Genomic DNA, 16,366 nt, shown 5'->3' with positions numbered 1-16,366 from the left:
CGAATCACGCCGGGAGCCGCGCGTGTTCGCACTATTTGAGGAGCCGCCTGATGTCCGACTTCGTACCCGGTCTCGAGGGAGTCGTCGCGTTCGAGACGGAGATCGCCGAACCCGACAAGGAGGGTGGGTCGCTGCGGTACCGGGGCGTCGACATCGAAGACCTCGTGGGCCACGTCTCCTTCGGGAACGTCTGGGGCCTGCTGGTCGACGGTGCCTTCAACCCCGGTCTGCCGGCCGCCGAGCCCTTCCCGATCCCGGTGCACTCCGGTGACATCCGGGTCGACGTGCAGTCCGCGCTCGCCATGCTCGCCCCCGTCTGGGGTCTGAAACCCCTGCTCGACATCGACGAGCAGACCGCTCGTGACGACCTGGCGCGGGCGGCCGTGATGGCGCTGTCGTACGTGGCCCAGTCCGCGCGCGGCCAGGGCCGGCCGATGGTCCCGCAGAGCGAGATCGACAAGGCCGAGTCCGTGGTCGAGCGGTTCATGATCCGCTGGCGGGGCGAGCCCGACCCGAAGCACGTCAAGGCCGTCGACGCCTACTGGACCTCGGCCGCCGAGCACGGCATGAACGCTTCGACCTTCACCGCGCGCGTCATCGCCTCCACCGGCGCGGACGTCGCGGCCGCCCTCTCGGGCGCGGTCGGCGCCATGTCCGGGCCGCTGCACGGCGGGGCACCCTCGCGCGTCCTCGGCATGATCGAGGAGATCGAGCGCACCGGCGACGCCGTGGCGTACGTGAAGAAGGCCCTGGACAAGGGCGAGCGGCTGATGGGCTTCGGGCACCGCGTCTACCGCGCCGAGGACCCGCGCGCCCGCGTGCTGCGGCGTACGGCCAAGGAGCTGGACGCCCCGCGCTACGAGGTGGCCGCCGCGCTGGAGAAGGCCGCCCTGGAGGAGCTGCACGCGCGCCGCCCCGACCGGGTGCTCGCGACGAACGTGGAGTTCTGGGCCGCGATCATGCTGGACTTCGCGGAGGTTCCGGCGCACATGTTCACCTCGATGTTCACGTGTGCCCGTACCGCCGGCTGGTCCGCGCACATCCTGGAGCAGAAGCGCACGGGCCGCCTGGTCCGCCCCTCGGCCCGCTACACCGGGCCGGGCGTGCGCAACCCGCAGGACATCGCCGGATACGCGGACATCGCCTCCACCGCCTGAGCGAACGACCGCGCCGGCTGCCCCCGCACAGGGCCGCCGTGACGAAGGGCGCCGCATCCCCTCGGGGGTGCGGCGCCCTTCGCGTTGTGGGGGGGCGGTCTCAGCCCAGTTCCGAGTCCAGGATCCGGGCCCATTGGGCGACCACCCGCGCCCGGCGGGCGGTGTCGTCGGTGAGGACGTTGGCCAGGCCCAGGCCGCGGGCCATGTCGAGCAGGCCCTGCACGGTCTCCCGTACGCCCGGGACGGACTCGTCCGCGCCCAGCAGCTCCACGGCCATGCGGTGGGTCTCCCGGCCCACGCGGGCCTCCAGCTCCGCCACCCGGGGGCGCAGCTGCTCCTCGTGGGAGGCCGCGACCCAGAGCTGGAGGGCGGCGCGGAACATCGGGCCGGTGTACAGGTCGATGAGGGCCTCGACGACGTCTGCGCGGGCCGCCGCGGGCCCGCCGCGCGGGAAGAGGTCCAGCAGGGCGGTGGAGCGCTCCTCGGCCATGTACTCGACGGCCGCCGTGAACAGTTCCTCGCGGGTGCGGAAGTGGTGCTGGGCCGCCCCGCGCGAGACGCCGGCGCGCTCCGCGACCACGGCGACGGTGGATCCGGCCCAGCCCTGCTCGGCGAGGCAGGAGACGGCCGCTTCGAGGAGGTGGCGGCGGGTGACCCGGCTGCGGGCCTGCTTGGGGGCGGTCGGGCCGGTCTGGTCCGCCGGGCCGGTTTCCGTGGTCACCGTAGCCATGACGGGTCCCGTCGCTCGAAGCGGGCGCTGATGCCCTCGCGGGCCTCGGCGGAGGCGAAGTGCCGGGCGGACAGTTCGGTGAGGGCGGCTCCGTCCCGCTCCAGGGCGGCCCGTACCGGGGCGGTGACCAGGCGCTTCGTCGCGGCCAGGGCCTCGGGGCCGGCCTTGAGCAGGCCTTCCAGGACGGGGGCGAGCACCTTGTCGACGTCCGCGTCCGGGGTGTGGAGGGTGAGCAGGCCGATGCGGGTGGCCTCGGCGGCGTCGAAGACCTCGGCGGTCAGGAAGTAACGGGCCGCGGCGCGGGGGTCCAGGCGCGGGAGCAGCGGCGCGGAGATCACGGCCGGGACGACGCCGAGGTGCGTCTCGGTGAAGGCGTACGTGGACGCCTGCCCGGCGGCGGCGATGTCGCAGACGCCGAGCAGTCCGAGGCCGCCCGCGCGGACGTGGCCGGTGACGCGGGCGACGACGGGCTTGGACAGTTCGGCGATCTCGCGGAGCAGGGCCAGGAAGTCCGCCGGGTCGCAGGGGGACTTGAGGTCGGCGCCGGCGCAGAAGGTAGTGCCGGTGTGGGTGAGGACCACGGCCCGGGTGGAGGGTTCCGCTGCGGCGGTCGCGAGGGCCGTACGGAGTTCCTCGACCAGGGTGGCGGAGAGGGCGTTGCGGTTGGCCGGGGAGTCGAGGGTGAGGGTGGTGAGGCCGGGCGTTCGCGCGGCGTGGACCAGTGGGGGCATGTCTCCTCCGGAGGGGGTGGTCGGTCGGTCGGGAACCCCTCCGGGGAGGGTATGCGGGTCGCCTGCGGCGGGCTCCGGTGGGCTGCCGATGGCCGGCCCTGCGGGGCGAAGTCCCCGCCCCGCCCTTCCACCGTTCCCCGGGCGCTGCCCGGACCCCCTGGGGCTCCGCCCCAGACCCCGCGCCTCAAACGCCGGCGAGGCTGGATCTTCCAGCCCCTCCGGCGTTTGAGGAGCGGGGGTCCGGGGGCTGGCCCCCGGCAACGGCGCCGCACGCGGCAACGGGTCCGGGGCGGAGCCCCGGGGAACGGGCGAAGGGCGGGTAGGGGACCTCGCCCCGCAGGGGCGGCAGCCCCGACCCGCCGCCGCCGGACGGAGTTCCGCGCAGCGGCGCGAGCTCCGCGTCCAGAAGGAATCAGTACGACTTGGGCAGGCCCAGGGTTTGGTGGGAGATGAAGTTGAGGATCATCTCTCGGCTGACCGGGGCGATCCTCGCCACGCGCGAGGCGACGATCAGCGCGGCCAGGCCGTATTCGCGGGTGAGGCCGTTGCCGCCCAGGGTGTGGACCGACTGGTCCACCGCGCGGACGCACGCCTCCCCCGCGGCGTACTTCGCCATGTTCGCGGCCTCGCCCGCCCCCATGTCGTCACCGGCGTCGTAGAGGTGGGCCGCCTTCTGCATCATCAGGCGGGCCAGTTCGAGGTCGATGTGCGCCGCCGCCAGGGGGTGGGCGATGGCCTGGTGGGCGCCGATGGGGGCCTTCCAGACCTGGCGGGTCTTCGCGTAGTCGACGGCCCGGGAGAGGGCGTAGCGGCCCATGCCGATGGCGAAGGCGGCGGTCATGACGCGCTCGGGGTTGAGGCCCGCGAAGAGCTGGAGCAGGCCCGCGTCCTCGTCGCCGACCAGGGCGGAGGAGGGCAGGCGTACGTCGTCCAGGACCAGCTCGAACTGCTTCTCCGCCGCCTGGAGTTCCATGTCGATGGGGGTGTAGGCGAAGCCCTCGGCCTCGCGGGGGACGATGAACAGGCAGGGCTTGAGGCTGCCCGTCCGGGCGTCTTCCGTGCGGCCCACGATCAGGGTGGCATCCGCGATGTCCACGCCGGAGATGAAGACCTTGCGGCCGGTGAGGACCCAGTCGTCGCCGTCGCGGCGGGCGGTGGTGGTGATGCGGTGGGAATTGGAGCCGGCGTCGGGTTCGGTGATGCCGAAGGCCATGGTGCGGGTGCCGTCGGCGAGGCCGGGGAGCCAGGCCCGCTTCTGCTCCTCGGTGCCGAAGCGGGCGATGACCGTGCCGCAGATGGCGGGCGAGACGACCATCATGAGCAGCGGGCAGCCCGCGGCGCCGAGTTCCTCAAGGACGATGGACAGTTCGGCGATGCCGCCGCCCCCGCCGCCGTACTCCTCGGGGAGGTTGACCCCGAGGTAGCCCAGTTTGGCTGCGTCCGCCCACAGTTCGTCGGGGTGGCCGCCCTCCCGGGCGATGCGGGCGAGGTACTCGCGCCCGTACTTGCGGCCGAGGGCGGCGACCGCCGCGCGCAGGGCCTGGTGTTCCTTGGATTCCAGTGGGGTCGTGCCGGGGGTGGAGCTCATGCTTCCTCCTGGACTACGGCGAGCAGGGCGCCGAATTCGACCTGTTGGCCGGTGACGGCGTGGAGCGCGGTGAGCGTGCCGGAGGCGGGCGCGAGGATGCGGTGTTCCATCTTCATGGCCTCCAGCCAGAGCAGGGGCTGCCCGGCGGTGACGGGGCTGCCGGGGGCGAGGCCCTCGGCGACGCGGACGACGGTGCCGGGCATGGGGGCGAGCAGGGAGCCCGGTTCGGTGCGGTCCTGGGGGTCCTCGAACCGGGGGACGGCGGTCAGGGCGTGGGAGCCGAGCACGGAGTCCACGTAGGCCGTGTTCGATTTATGTTTCACGTGGAACAGCCGCCGGACGCCGTCCACTTCGAGGGTCACCAGGTGCCGCGCGGCGGACAGGACCCGGACACCGGGGTGGTCGGGGAGCTCCGGGGGGCCGCTGCGGGCCGGGTGGTAGCGGACCTCGTACGCGGTCCCGGCAGCCGTGTAGCGGCGGCTCTGCGGCTGGGAGCGGAGGTTGCGCCAGCCGCCGAGGCGGGTGGCGAGGGGGGCGTCCGGCTCGGGGGCGGCCTCGGCGAGGGCGGCGGCGAGCGCGCAGAGCGCGGGGGCCGGGTCGTCCGGGGCCGCATCGGTGAGGGCGGGCAGGTGGCGCTCGTAGAACCCGGTGTCGAGCCGGGCCGCCGCGAACTCCGGGTGCCGCAGGGACCGTACGAGGAGCTCGCGGTTGGTGGTCAGTCCGTGGATCCGGGCTCCGGCGAGGGCGTGCGCCAGGGCGCGGACCGCCTCGGATCGGGTCGGGGCATGGGCGACGACCTTGGCCAGCATGGCGTCGTAGTGGACGGAGACGGTGTCCCCGTCGGTGAAACCGGTGTCCACGCGGACCGGGGAGAGGACGGTGAGGGTGTGCAGGGTCCCGGTCTGCGGACGCCAGTCCTCGGCCGGGTCCTCGGCGTAGAGGCGGGCCTCGACGGCGTGTCCGGCGGGGGTGGGCGGCTGCAGGGGCAGGGCGGCGCCCTCGGCGATCCGCAGTTGCAGGGCGACGAGGTCGATCCCGAAGACCGCTTCGGTGACGGGGTGTTCCACCTGGAGGCGGGTGTTCATCTCCAGGAAGTACGGGCGGCCCTCGGCGGTGACGAGGAACTCCACCGTGCCCGCGCCCTCGTACGAGACCGCACGGGCGGCGGCCACGGCGGCCTCGTGGAGGGCGCTGCGCAGGGCCTCGGGGAGGCCGGGCGCGGGGGCTTCCTCGATGACCTTCTGGTGGCGCCGCTGGAGGGAGCAGTCGCGGGTGCCGAGCGCCCAGACGGTGCCGTGGGAGTCGGCGAGGATCTGCACCTCGACGTGGCGGCCGCGCTCCACGTAGGGCTCGGCGAACACCTCTCCGTCGCCGAACGCGGACAGCGCCTCGGCGGAGGCGGCTTCGAGGGATTCCTTGAGGGAGTCGAGGTCCCGGACCACCCGCATCCCGCGGCCGCCGCCGCCCGCCGCGGCCTTGAGGAGCAGCGGGAGGTCGGCCGCGGTGGCCGCGTGCGGGTCGACGGGGTCCAGGAGCGGGACTCCGGCGGCGCGCATCAGCTCCTTGGCCCGGGTCTTGGAGGCCATGGCCTCCATGGCCCCGGGCGGCGGGCCGACCCAGGTGAGCCCGGCGGCGCGGACGGCACGGGCGAAGTCGGCGTTCTCGGAGAGGAACCCGTAGCCGGGGTGCACGGCGTCGGCGCCCGCCGCGAGGGCGGCCGCGATGACCAGGTCTCCGCGCAGGTAGGTGTCGGCGGGGGCCGCGCCGGGCAGCCGTACGGCCGCGTCGGCCGTGCGGACGTGCAGGGCGTCGGCGTCGGGGTCGGAGTGGACGGCGACGGTGGCCAGGCCCATCTCGCGGGCGGTGCGGAAGACCCGGACGGCGATCTCGCCGCGGTTGGCGACCAGGAGGGAGGTGAGAGGCGTGGTCTGGGGGGTGTTCAGAGTCATGTGCGGGCTCACATCCGGAAGACGCCGAAGCCGCCACGGGCGCCCTCGACGGGGGCGTTGTGGACGGCCGACAGGCACAGGCCGAGGACGGTTCGGGTGTCGCGCGGGTCGATGACCCCGTCGTCGTACAGCCGTCCCGACAGGAACATGGGCAGGGACTCGGACTCGATCTGCGCCTCGACGAAGGCGCGCATGCCGGCGTCGGCCTCTTCGTCGTAGGGCTGTCCCTTCGCCGCGGCGGACTGGCGGGAGACGATCGAGAGCACGCCGGCGAGCTGGGCGGGGCCCATGACGGCGGACTTGGCGCTGGGCCAGGCGAAGAGGAAGCGGGGCTCGTAGGCGCGGCCGCACATGCCGTAGTGGCCGGCGCCGTAACTGGCGCCGATCAGGACGGAGAGGTGGGGGACCTTCGAGTTCGAGACCGCGTTGATCATCATCGAGCCGTGCTTGATGATGCCGCCCTGCTCGTACTCCTTGCCGACCATGTAGCCGGTGGTGTTGTGGAGGAAGAGGAGCGGGATGTCGCGCTGGTTGGCGAGCTGGATGAACTGGGCCGCCTTCTGCGATTCCGCGCTGAACAGCACCCCTTGGGCGTTGGCGAGGATGCCGACCGGGTAGCCGTGCAGGCTCGCCCAGCCGGTGACCAGGCTGGTGCCGTACAGGGGCTTGAACTCGTCGAAGTCGGAGGCGTCGACGATCCGGGCGATGACCTCGCGGGGGTCGAAGGGGGTTTTGAGGTCGGCGGGGACCATCCCGAGGAGTTCCTCCGGGTCGTGGAGGGGTTCCTCGGCGCGCGCCGGATCGGGCTGGGCCTTGCGGTGGTTGAGGCGGGCGACGACGCGGCGGGCCTGGCGGATGGCGTCGTGCTCGTCGAGGGCGTAGTAGTCGGCGAGGCCGGAGGTCCGGGCGTGCATGTCGGCTCCGCCGAGGGACTCGTCGTCGCTCTCCTCGCCGGTGGCCATCTTGACGAGCGGCGGGCCTCCCAGGAACACCTTGGAGCGGTCCTTGATCATGATGGTGTGGTCGGACATGCCGGGGATGTACGCGCCTCCGGCGGTGGAATTGCCGAACACGACGGCGATGGTGGGCACGCCGTCGGCCGAGAGCCGGGTGAGGTCGCGGAAGATGGCGCCGCCCGGGATGAAGATCTCCTTCTGGGAGGGGAGATCGGCGCCGCCGGACTCGACGAGGCTGATGCAGGGGAGCCTGTTCTGCCGGGCGATCTCGTTGGCCCGCAGGGCCTTCTTGAGCGTCCAGGGGTTGGAGGCGCCGCCGCGGACCGTGGGGTCGTTGGCGGTGATCAGGCATGCGACGCCCTCGACGGTGCCGATGCCGGTGACCATCGAGGCGCCGACCGGGTAGTCGCTGCCCCAGGCGGCGAGCGGGGACAGCTCCAGGAAGGGGGTGTCCGGGTCGAGGAGCAGCTCGACGCGCTCGCGGGCGAGGAGCTTGCCGCGGTCCTTGTGGCGGGCGGTGTACTTCTCGCCGCCGCCGGCGAGGGCCGCGGCGTGCGCGGCATCGAGCTCGGCGAGGCGTTCCAGGGCGGCGGTACGGGCCTGCGCGTGCTCGGGGGCGAGCGGGTCGACGGCGCTCTTGAGGCGGGTCACGGGGTCCCCTCCGGGGCGGTGGTGGGTACGGGGATCTCCGCGGGCGGCGGCGACGGGGCTGCGGGCGTCTCCGCGGGCGGTGCCGGGGCCGCGGGCGGTGCCGGGGCCGCGGGGTGTGCCGGGGCCGCGGGGTGTGCCGCGGGGGGCTCCAGCAGGGCTGCCGGGATGTCCACGTGGCGGGAGCGGAGCCATTCGCCGAGGGCCTTGGCCTGGGGGTCGAAGCGGTGGCCGGAGGCTACGCCGTCGCCGAGGATCCGGGCGATGGTGAAGTTGAGGGAGCGGAGGTTGGGGAGTTCGTGGCGGGTCACCTCCAGGGGGGCGGTTTCGGGGAGCAGCGCCTTGAAGGTGTCGACGGTGAGGGTGGTGCGGAGCCACTCCCAGGCGGGGTCGGTCTCGGCCCACACCCCGACGTTGGCGTCCCCGCCCTTGTCGCCGCTGCGGGCCCCGACGAGGGTGCCGAGCGGCACCCGGCGGGTGGGGGCGGCCTGCGGCTGCGGCTCGGGGGCGGTGGGCCCTGCGGGGCTTTCCCCCACCCCGCCCCTTCCCGAAACCGGGCTCCGCCCGGACCCCTCGGGGGCTCCGCCCCCGGACCCCCGCTCCTCAAACGCCGGAGGGGCTGGATTTTCCAGCCTCGTGCCGTCCGCGAGGACCGCCGTGTGGGGGACCTCCGCGGCGGGGACGGTGGTCGCCTCGAAGACCCCGTACGGCTGGGCCGGGGACGGAGGGGCGGTGACGTGGAAGCCCGGGTAGCTGGCCAGGGCCAGTTCGATGGCCGCCGAGGTCAGGGCGCGGCCCACCCGGTCGGGGGACGGGTCCCGGACGACCAGGCGGAGCAGCGCGCTCGCGGTCTCCTCCGTCTGCGCGTCCTCGTGGTCGGTACGGGACAGCGTCCAGGAGACCGACTCCACCGGCGCGAGCAGGGCGGCCAGCTGCTCCCGCACCAGCGCCGCCTTCGCGTCCACGTCCAGGCCCGTCAGGACGAAGACGACCTCGTTGCGCCAGCCCCCGATGCGGGTCACTCCCACCTTGAGGGTCGCGGGCGGGGCTTCCCCCCGGGTGCCCGAGACCGCCACCCGGTCCGGGCCGGCCTGCGTCAGCCGGACCGTGTCCAGGCGGGCCGTCACGTCGGGGCCGAGGTAGCGGACTCCCTGGGTTTCGTAGAGGAGTTGCGCCGTGACCGTACCGACGGAGACGACTCCGCCCGTGCCGGGGTGCTTCGTGACGACCGAGGAGCCGTCCGAGGAGATCTCCGCCAGCGGGAAGCCCAGCCGGGACACGTCGTGGCGGGTGAAGAAGGCGTAGTTGCCGCCAGTGGCCTGCGTCCCGCACTCCAGTACGTGGCCCGCCACCACCGCCCCCGCCAGCCGGTCGTGGTCCTGCGGCGACCAGTCGAACCACCAGGCCGCGGGCCCGCTCACCAGCGCCGCGTCCGTGACCCGGCCGGTCACCACCACGTCCGCGCCCGCCCGCAGGCAGGCCGTGATCCCGGCGCCGCCGAGGTAGGCGTTCGCGGTGAGCGCGCCCTCCCCGTACGGCGTCGGTGACTGCGTCGGGGACGACATCAGGTCGTCGCCCTCCACGTGCGCGACCGTGACGGGGACGGACAGCTTCGCGGCCAGCACGCGGACCGCTCCGGCGAGTCCCGCCGGGTTCAGGCCGCCCGCGTTCACGACGAGCCGTACGCCCCGCTCGTGGGCGAGGCCCAGGCACTCCTCCAGCTGGCGCAGGAAGGTTTTGGCGTAGCCGAGTTCCGGGTTCTTCAGGCGGTCGCGGCCGAGGATCAGCATGGTCAGTTCGGCCAGGTAGTCCCCGGTCAGCACGTCGAGGGGGCCGTCCGTCAGCATCTCGCGCAGGGCGTCGAAGCGGTCCCCGTAGAAGCCCGACGCGTTCCCGATCAGCAGGGGGCGCCGGGTCACCGGGAGGCCCCCGGCGTGCGGCCCGGGCCCGCCGGGCCCGCGAAGGCCTGGGCGATGTCGAGCCAGCGGTCGGCATCGGGGCCGGACGCCGTCAGGGCCAGGTCGGCGCGGTGGGCGCGCTGGGTCACGAGCAGGCAGAAGTCGAGCGCCGGGCCGGTGATCCGCTGCGGCGCGTCCTCGGGGCCGTACGTCCACACCTCGGCGCCGGCTCCCGGAGCCGTCAGCTCCACCCGGAACTCCCCCACCGGCGCGGGCAGTCCCCGTACCGCGTACGCGTAGTCGCGCGCCCGCACTCCGATCCGCGCCACGTGCCGCAGCCGGGCCGTCGGCACGCGGCGCACGCCGAGCGCGTCGGCTACGTCCTGGCCGTGCGCCCAGGTCTCCATCAGGCGGGCGCTCGCCATCGACGCGGCCTTCATCGGCGGCCCGTACCAGGGGAACTTGGCGTCGGGCGAGGCCGCGGCCAGGGCCCCGTCGAGCGCGGTGCGACCCTCGCGCCAGCGGGCGAGCAGCTCGGCCGGGGGCAGCGCGGCGCCCTCCTCGGCGCCCGCGTCGACGAAGGAGTCGGGGGCCTTCAGGGCCTCCTCGACCAGCCCCGCGAAGGCGGTGGCGTCGGTGAGGGCGAGCAGCGAGGCCCGGTCGGTCCAGTGCAGGTGGGCGATCTGGTGGGCGAGGCTCCAGCCCGGTGCGGGCGTGGGCTTCGCCCAGTCGGGAGCAGGCAACTCCCCGACCAGGGAGTCGAGGTCCCGGCCCTCCTCGCGGAGATCGGCGAAGACGGCGAAGGCGTTCTCGACAGCGGACGGATCGGGCACGGGTGCGCTCCCCTTCTCGGCGTGAGGGGAAGCGTGGCAGCCGCCAGGAAAACAATCAAGCGTGCTTGCATTTATTTTTCGGAACGTGAACGGGGTGGGAGCGGAAGGGAATTGGACCGGCCGCCCCGACCCCGGCGGGCGGGCCGGGGCTTGCGCCGGGCGCACGCCCACGGCGAAGATCCACGCCATGGCCGAGCGTGAGGACGGGGACATGGGCGGCGAGACGGGCGGCGACCTGCGCGGGGATCTGCGCGGGGACATCCACCGGGACACGGGCAGCGACAGCGCCAGGGACGGGGCCGTGGACGGCTCCGCTGCGCACAGGACCGCGGACAGCGGCCAAGGCGTGCCCCCGGGCTCCGTCAAAGGCGTGATGTTCGACTTCTCCGGCACCCTCTTCCGCGTCGAGCCCACCGAGGACTGGCTGCGCGCGGTCGTGGCCGACGCCGGTATCGACCTGCCCGAGGCCGAACTGGTCTCCCTGGCCACCCGGCTCGAAGAGGCGGGCGCCCTGCCCGGCGGCGCCTCGCCGCGGCGGCTGCCGGCCCGGCTGGAGCCGCTGTGGCGGGAGCGCGACCTGACCCCCGAGCAGCACCGGGCCGCCTACACCGCCCTCACCCGCGAGGTGCCGCTGCCCTCCCCGGAGCTGGCCGACGCCCTCTACGAGCGGCACTGGACCCCCGCGGCCTGGCGGCCCTACCCCGACACCGCGGCCACGCTCGCCGCCCTGCACGAACGGGGCGTCCCCGTCGCCGTCGTCAGCAACATCGGCTGGGACCTGCGCCCCGTCTTCCGCGCCCACGGGGTCGACCGGTTCGTCGACGCGTACGTGCTCTCCTTCGAGCACGGAGTCCAGAAGCCCGACCCCCGCCTGTTCCGGATCGCCTGCGAGGCGCTCGGGGCGGCGCCCGCGGACGTGCTCATGGTCGGGGACGACGCCGTCGCGGACACGGGAGCCGCGGCGCTGGGGTGCCCGGTCCGGCTGGTCGAACACCTGCCGGTCGAGCAGCGGCCGGACGCGCTGAGCACGGCGCTCGAGCCGCTCGGGCTCCTCTGACGCGCAGCTGACGCGCAGCCGGGCGGGAGGGATCAAGCGGCGGTGCCGGCCGCCCGGCGAGTGAAGTCCATCGTCCAGTTGTGGACCCAGGTCTCGGCCCCGTCGGCCGAGAAGAACTGCTCCCAGCGCGGGGAGCCCGTCTCCGTCCCCGACCACACGAACCGCACGAGCACGGCCTTGCCCTCGTAGGTGTCCTCGCCCTCGAAGACGCCCGTGCCCGAGGCCGCGTCGAAGCGTCCGACGACGGGCGGGAAGAGCGTTCCGGTCCGGCGGCTGGCCCAGTTCAGGGTCCACTGCTCGCGCTCCGGGTCGTAGAGCCGCAGGGTCATGCCCGCGAACCCCTTCGTCGGGAACTCGATCTCGTCGAAGCTCGCGGCGCCGTCGAAGTGGCGGGTGGCCCGGGACACCGCCGGGAACTCCTCCCAGCCGCTGTCCGCGTCCAGGAAGTCGGCGAGCCACCGGTTGGTGACGTCCCAGGTGCCGGCGAAGAAGTCGAAGTCGTTCATGTGCGGTCTCCCCAACAACGGTGCTCTGCTGCTCTTTGCGCTGATGGGGGAACCGTAGGAGCACTTCACTGACATCCTGTGTCAGTGAAGTGCACGTGAAGTCCAGCCGACTGCTCTCGATCCTGCTCCTGCTCCAGACCCGGGGCCGGATGACCGCCGCCGAGCTCGCCGGGGAGCTGGAGGTGTCGGTCCGTACGGTCTACCGCGACGCGGAGGCGCTGGCCGCCGCCGGCGTCCCGCTGTACGGCGACGCCGGACACAGCGGCGGCTACCAGCTCCTCGACGGCTACCGCACCCGTCTGACCGGCCTGGCCGCGGGCGAGGCCGAGGCCCTCTTCCTCACCTCCATGCCCGGACCGGCCGCCGAGCTCGGCCTCGGCCGGGCCCTGTCCACCGCCCAGCTGAAGCTGCGCGCCGCCCTGCCCGCGGAGCTGCGTGCGCAGGCCGACCGGATGCGGCTGCGGTTCCACCTGGACGCGCCCGGCTGGTACGCGGAGCACGAGGAGACCCCGTACCTGGCGCGGGTCGCCGACGCGGTGTGGCGGGGGCGGGTCGTCGAGGTCCGCTACCGGCGCTGGAAGGCACCCCACGAGGTGGACCGGCGACTGGCCCCGTACGGGCTGGTCCTGAAGGCGGGGCGCTGGTACCTGGTCGCGGCCACGGCGGCCGATCCCGCCACGGCCACCGCGCCCGATCCCGCCAACGCCAACGCCACCGCGCCCGGCACACCGGCCCCCGCCGGCCCCCCGTACACCTACCGGGTGGACCAGATCCTCGCGGTGCGCGAGACCGACGAGGAGTGCGTGCTCCCGGACGGCTTCGAGCTGGCCTCCCACTGGCGGCGCACCCAGGCGGAGTTCCACGAGCGGCTGTACCCGGAGGAGGCGGAGGTACGGGTCTCCGCGCGGGCCGCCGCCCGGCTGACCGGCGCCCAGGCCAGGGCCCTGGCCGCCACCGGGACCCCGGACCCCGAACTGCCCGGGTGGACCAGGGCGGTGCTGCCGATCGAGTCCCAGGACCACGCGGAGGCGCAGTTCCTTCAGCTCGGCGCGGAGGCGGAGGTACTGGCCCCACCGGCCCTGCGCCGGCGCATCGGAGCGGCGGCCGCCGCGACGGCGGCGCGCTACGGGACCGCGGCGCGCCAGGGGCGTACGGACAGGGACGGTTGAGCCCTTCCCTCCGGTGCGGGCGCCTGGAATGCTCCGCGCATGACGACTCGTCGGATGTACTTCGCGACCGCCGCCCTGAGCGCCCTCGCGCTGGGCGTGGCCATGGCCAGCGGCTGGGGCCAGGACTTCCCGGACGGGGACTCCCCCGGCTCCGGCTCCGCCGCGGGCTCCGGCTCCGGCTTCTCGCTCTCCGCCTGGGCGGCGGACTGGGTGTCCGGCACGACGCACGTCGAGGCGAACGTCCAGCACGCGGACGTGACGCCCCGCCCGGCCGGCGACATCATCTGGAACTGACCGGACCGGCGTGGCCTGAACTCGCCTCTCCTCTCCCCACGGCACCCCTCAAACCACCCTGAAACAAAGGGAGTCGGTATACCGTCGTCGCCGACCACGACGGGCAAGAGGCACGGGGCACGGGGGCTGGAGCAACATGAGTGTCGACGTTCGCTATCGGGTGGAACGGATCGCGCTGGCCCTGATGTCCACATCGGGCGTCGTGGTACTGATCGCAGACCTCCTCGGGTGGCTCGACGCACTCGCCCCCGGGGGCGCGCTCCCCAAGGTCACCCTGCTCATCCTGAGCACGGTCACCGTGTTCCTCCTGCTGGAGATCGACCGCCTGCGCAAGCTCGACGTGGTCGAGGCCCAGGTCACCCGGCTCGACGAGACCCTCCGGACACAGGTCGCCCGGCTCGACAGCAGCTTCCAGGCGCAGCTCGCCAAGCTGGACATCGACACCGTCGCGCAGCAGCTCAAGCAGGAGAACTACCTCGGCGTGATCCGGGTGCACGCGGAGTTCCCCGACGTGCAGTTCAACGCGTTCGTGGAGGGCGCCACCCAGGAGGTGGCCATCCTGCAGACCTTCATCCCCAACCTGGAAAACCTCCAGCCCGCGCTGGAGAAGGCCCTGGTGGATCACGGCGTCCCGGTGCGCATCATGCTCCTGTACCCCTCCTCGCCCGTGGCGGGCCTGCGCGACGAGGCACTGCGTTCCGTACGGGACCCCGCCCTCGCGCTGGACGTGAAGGCCCGGGTGGAGATGTGCCTGGCCGGCCTCGCGGAACTGCACAGGGCGGTCGGGCCGGCGGGCCGGCAGCTGCTCAGCGTGCGGGTGTACAACTCCCTGCCGTCCATCGCCGTGCACAAGGCCGACGAGCACTTTCTGGTCAGTTCGTTCCTGCACCGCCAGCTCGCGATCAACTCGGCCCAGACCGAGATCGACGGCTGTGACACCACGATGGGCCGGCAGGTCCAGAGGGAGCTGGACACGCTGTGGTCGATCGGCCGCGACGTGGCCCTGTCCGACTGGCGCGAGTCGCTCAGAAACATCAGTTGGTGAACCAGATCCACGGAAAGGTACGGCCATGTACGACTTGGGTGCTCCGGGCCAGGGCCGGCACGACGACCCTGCCGGGCCGGACGGACTCCACGAGCTGGACCGGTTCGAGAACGGGCTGATCCAGCGCTTCGAGGAGCATCCGGTCCTGGCGGACATCACCCGGCTGCCCGACGAGGACTTCACCGCACTCCTGCTCCAGCGGCGCTTCGTCTCGCTCGCCTTCACCCCGTCCTACGACCTGGCCATCGACCTGCTGCGCGACGAGGAAGGGCTGCGGATCGCCCGGATCATCCTGCGCGAGGAGTACCCGGGCGCCCAGGGGCACGCGCCCTCGCACCGCGAGGACATGACCGAGGACCTGCGCCGGCTCGGCGTGTCCAGGGAGGCGCTGGTGGCGTCGAGGCCCACGGCCGCGACGCGGCGGGCCATCACCGACACCCTGGAACTGATCGCGGACGCGGGCGGCCGCGCCGACGCCGACCTGCGCCTGCTGACCTTCCTCCGGTTCTGGGGCGAGGTGCTGGTCTCCGTCGAGTACGGGCGGCTGTGGGAGCGGATGGGGCCGCTGTTCACGGCCGAGGGCGGCGGCCGCAACCGTTCGCGCTTCTACCACCCGCACCTGGTCCACGACGCGAAGACGCATTCGCTCGCGACGGTGTCCCTGCTGTCCGACACCCACTCCGACCGGCTGGCCGCACGGGTGACCGAGCTCCTCGCCCGGGCGCAGGAGGCGGCCGGGGCCGCCGGCTTCCGGGAGACCGAGGAGCAGGCGCTACGGCTCAAGGCCGGCTTCTACGATCAGTTCGGCTGAGGCTCGCGCGGCCGGGTCTGCGAGCGGACCGCGCCCATGCTCGCCACGATGACCAGCGCGATCGCCGCCGCGTCCAGCGCCGACAGCGCCTGGTTCAGGATCATGAACCCGGCCGTCGCGGCGATGGCGGGCTCCAGGCTCATCAGGATCGCGAAGGTCGGCGCCGGGAGCCTGCGCAGGGCGAGCAGCTCCAGCGTGTAGGGCAGGACCGAGGAGAGCAGCGCCACGCCGAGGCCCAGGAGCAGGGTGCTCGGGTGCAGCAGAGCCGAGCCGGCCTCGATCACGCCGAGCGGCAGGGACAGTACGGCGGCCACGGCCATCGCCAGTGCCAGCCCGTCCGCCTGCGGGAACCGGCGGCCGGTCCGCGCGCTGAACACGATGTACGCCGCCCACATGCCGCCCGCCGCGAGGGCGAAGGCCACGCCCAGCGGGTCGAGGCCGCCCAGGCCGCCTCCGCCGTGGGTGGACAGCAGGACGACTCCGGCCAGCGCCAGCCCGGCCCACAGCAGGTTCAGCAGGCGGCGGGAGACCACGACGGAGAGCACCAGCGGGCCCAGCACCTCCAGGGTGACGGCGGGGCCGAGGGGGATCCGGTCGATGGCCTGGTAGATGAACCCGTTCATGCCGGCCATGGCCACGCCGAACCACACCACGGTCGACCAGTCGGAGCGGGAGTACCCGCGCACCTTGGGCCGGCAGACGAGCAGCAGCACCAGCGCGGCCGCGGCGAGGCGCAGCGTGACCACGCCGGCCGCGCCCGCCCTCGGCATGAGCATCACCGCGAGGGCGGCACCGAACTGCACCGAGACGCCCGCCGTGACCACCAGGGCCACCGGGCCGAAGCGGGCCCGGAAGGAGCCGTCCGCGGGGGCGGCGGCCGTCGTCTGCGCGGGCCGGGTGGGCGTGGCGGTGCTCGGTGCGGTGCTCGTGGGTGAGGAAGGTGCGGGCATTTATCCAGATTAGGGGGTGCGTAAGGACCGTGCGTCCGTGTTTT

General features: G+C 73.7%; 15 protein-coding genes. 6 read left to right on the top strand and 9 right to left on the bottom strand.

What is annotated here, in order from left to right; genetic code table 11:
* Positions 1–50 precede the first annotated feature (50 nt).
* On the top strand, positions 51–1,157 hold the full coding sequence (locus OG898_RS14425; RefSeq protein WP_250747521.1) for a citrate synthase 2: 1,107 nt from the start codon (positions 51–53) through the stop codon (positions 1,155–1,157).
* 100 nt (positions 1,158–1,257) lie between these two features.
* Here OG898_RS14425 and OG898_RS14420 read toward each other — a convergent pair whose 3' ends face one another.
* The 7 genes from OG898_RS14420 to OG898_RS14390 all read right to left on the bottom strand — a co-directional run bounded on the left by OG898_RS14420 (position 1,258) and on the right by OG898_RS14390 (position 10,490).
* Positions 1,258–1,887 (bottom strand): TetR/AcrR family transcriptional regulator, encoded by a 630-nt coding sequence (locus OG898_RS14420; protein WP_266957178.1) that lies wholly within the window; start codon positions 1,885–1,887, stop codon positions 1,258–1,260.
* A complete protein-coding gene (locus OG898_RS14415; protein ID WP_250747517.1) occupies positions 1,875–2,618 on the bottom strand; it encodes an enoyl-CoA hydratase family protein in 744 nt (247 codons plus the stop codon). The genes OG898_RS14420 and OG898_RS14415 overlap by 13 nt, the downstream gene beginning before the upstream one ends.
* A gap of 412 nt (positions 2,619–3,030) precedes the next feature.
* Positions 3,031–4,206 (bottom strand): acyl-CoA dehydrogenase family protein, encoded by a 1,176-nt coding sequence (locus tag OG898_RS14410; RefSeq protein WP_266957174.1) that lies wholly within the window; start codon positions 4,204–4,206, stop codon positions 3,031–3,033.
* A complete protein-coding gene (locus OG898_RS14405; protein WP_266957172.1) occupies positions 4,203–6,155 on the bottom strand; it encodes a biotin carboxylase N-terminal domain-containing protein in 1,953 nt (650 codons plus the stop codon). The genes OG898_RS14410 and OG898_RS14405 overlap by 4 nt, the downstream gene beginning before the upstream one ends.
* 8 nt (positions 6,156–6,163) lie before the next feature.
* Positions 6,164–7,762, bottom strand: a complete 1,599-nt coding sequence (locus OG898_RS14400; protein ID WP_266957170.1) for an acyl-CoA carboxylase subunit beta — start codon at positions 7,760–7,762, stop codon at positions 6,164–6,166.
* Positions 7,759–9,678 (bottom strand): acyclic terpene utilization AtuA family protein, encoded by a 1,920-nt coding sequence (locus tag OG898_RS14395; protein ID WP_266957168.1) that lies wholly within the window; start codon positions 9,676–9,678, stop codon positions 7,759–7,761. Before OG898_RS14395 ends, OG898_RS14400 begins: the two co-directional genes overlap by 4 nt.
* Positions 9,675–10,490: a TIGR03084 family metal-binding protein gene (locus OG898_RS14390; RefSeq protein WP_266957166.1), complete on the bottom strand. Its 816-nt coding sequence runs from the start codon at positions 10,488–10,490 to the stop codon at positions 9,675–9,677. Before OG898_RS14390 ends, OG898_RS14395 begins: the two co-directional genes overlap by 4 nt.
* 373 nt (positions 10,491–10,863) lie before the next feature.
* Here OG898_RS14390 and OG898_RS14385 point away from each other — a divergent pair, with 373 nt between their 5' ends.
* Complete coding sequence (locus OG898_RS14385; RefSeq protein ID WP_266960247.1) at positions 10,864–11,547, top strand: HAD family hydrolase; 684 nt, start codon at positions 10,864–10,866, stop codon at positions 11,545–11,547.
* A gap of 32 nt (positions 11,548–11,579) precedes the next feature.
* Here the strand turns inward: OG898_RS14385 and OG898_RS14380 are convergent, their stop codons facing one another.
* On the bottom strand, positions 11,580–12,053 hold the full coding sequence (locus OG898_RS14380) for a hypothetical protein (RefSeq protein ID WP_250747510.1): 474 nt from the start codon (positions 12,051–12,053) through the stop codon (positions 11,580–11,582).
* Between the two features lie 95 nt (positions 12,054–12,148).
* Between OG898_RS14380 and OG898_RS14375 the strand changes: the two genes are divergently transcribed.
* The 4 genes from OG898_RS14375 to OG898_RS14360 all read left to right on the top strand — a co-directional run bounded on the left by OG898_RS14375 (position 12,149) and on the right by OG898_RS14360 (position 15,372).
* Positions 12,149–13,222 (top strand): YafY family protein, encoded by a 1,074-nt coding sequence (locus OG898_RS14375; RefSeq protein ID WP_266957164.1) that lies wholly within the window; start codon positions 12,149–12,151, stop codon positions 13,220–13,222.
* 39 nt (positions 13,223–13,261) lie between these two features.
* On the top strand, positions 13,262–13,516 hold the full coding sequence (locus OG898_RS14370; protein ID WP_266957162.1) for a hypothetical protein: 255 nt from the start codon (positions 13,262–13,264) through the stop codon (positions 13,514–13,516).
* Positions 13,517–13,652: 136 nt separating this feature from the next.
* A complete protein-coding gene (locus OG898_RS14365; protein ID WP_250747507.1) occupies positions 13,653–14,561 on the top strand; it encodes a hypothetical protein in 909 nt (302 codons plus the stop codon).
* A gap of 25 nt (positions 14,562–14,586) precedes the next feature.
* Entirely contained in the window at positions 14,587–15,372 is a 786-nt protein-coding gene (locus tag OG898_RS14360; RefSeq protein ID WP_266957159.1) for a hypothetical protein, read from the top strand.
* Here OG898_RS14360 and OG898_RS14355 read toward each other — a convergent pair.
* Positions 15,360–16,322, bottom strand: coding sequence for a DMT family transporter (locus OG898_RS14355; RefSeq protein WP_266957157.1), 963 nt, complete (start codon positions 16,320–16,322; stop codon positions 15,360–15,362). The genes OG898_RS14360 and OG898_RS14355 overlap by 13 nt on opposite strands.
* Positions 16,323–16,366 lie beyond the last annotated feature (44 nt).

Origin of the sequence: Streptomyces sp. NBC_00193, assembly GCF_026342735.1 — a bacterium.
GTDB classification, from domain to species: Bacteria; Actinomycetota; Actinomycetes; order Streptomycetales; family Streptomycetaceae; genus Streptomyces; species Streptomyces stoeckheimensis.
This window is presented reverse-complemented; position numbering and strand designations above follow the sequence as displayed.

What these genes read in the sequence shown, in the direction of transcription:
- OG898_RS14385 (WP_266960247.1), top strand. Translation starts at nt 10,864, where the DNA reads ATGTTCGACTTCTCCGGCACCCTCTTCCGCGTCGAGCCCACCGAGGAC.
- OG898_RS14360 (WP_266957159.1), top strand. Translation starts at nt 14,587, where the DNA reads ATGTACGACTTGGGTGCTCCGGGCCAGGGCCGGCACGACGACCCTGCC.
- OG898_RS14380 (WP_250747510.1), bottom strand. Translation starts at nt 12,053, where the DNA reads ATGAACGACTTCGACTTCTTCGCCGGCACCTGGGACGTCACCAACCGG.
- OG898_RS14425 (WP_250747521.1), top strand. Translation starts at nt 51, where the DNA reads ATGTCCGACTTCGTACCCGGTCTCGAGGGAGTCGTCGCGTTCGAGACG.
- OG898_RS14365 (WP_250747507.1), top strand. Translation starts at nt 13,653, where the DNA reads ATGAGTGTCGACGTTCGCTATCGGGTGGAACGGATCGCGCTGGCCCTG.
- OG898_RS14415 (WP_250747517.1), bottom strand. Translation starts at nt 2,618, where the DNA reads ATGCCCCCACTGGTCCACGCCGCGCGAACGCCCGGCCTCACCACCCTC.
- OG898_RS14410 (WP_266957174.1), bottom strand. Translation starts at nt 4,206, where the DNA reads ATGAGCTCCACCCCCGGCACGACCCCACTGGAATCCAAGGAACACCAG.
- OG898_RS14370 (WP_266957162.1), top strand. Translation starts at nt 13,262, where the DNA reads ATGACGACTCGTCGGATGTACTTCGCGACCGCCGCCCTGAGCGCCCTC.
- OG898_RS14420 (WP_266957178.1), bottom strand. Translation starts at nt 1,887, where the DNA reads ATGGCTACGGTGACCACGGAAACCGGCCCGGCGGACCAGACCGGCCCG.
- OG898_RS14355 (WP_266957157.1), bottom strand. Translation starts at nt 16,322, where the DNA reads ATGCCCGCACCTTCCTCACCCACGAGCACCGCACCGAGCACCGCCACG.
- OG898_RS14405 (WP_266957172.1), bottom strand. Translation starts at nt 6,155, where the DNA reads ATGACTCTGAACACCCCCCAGACCACGCCTCTCACCTCCCTCCTGGTC.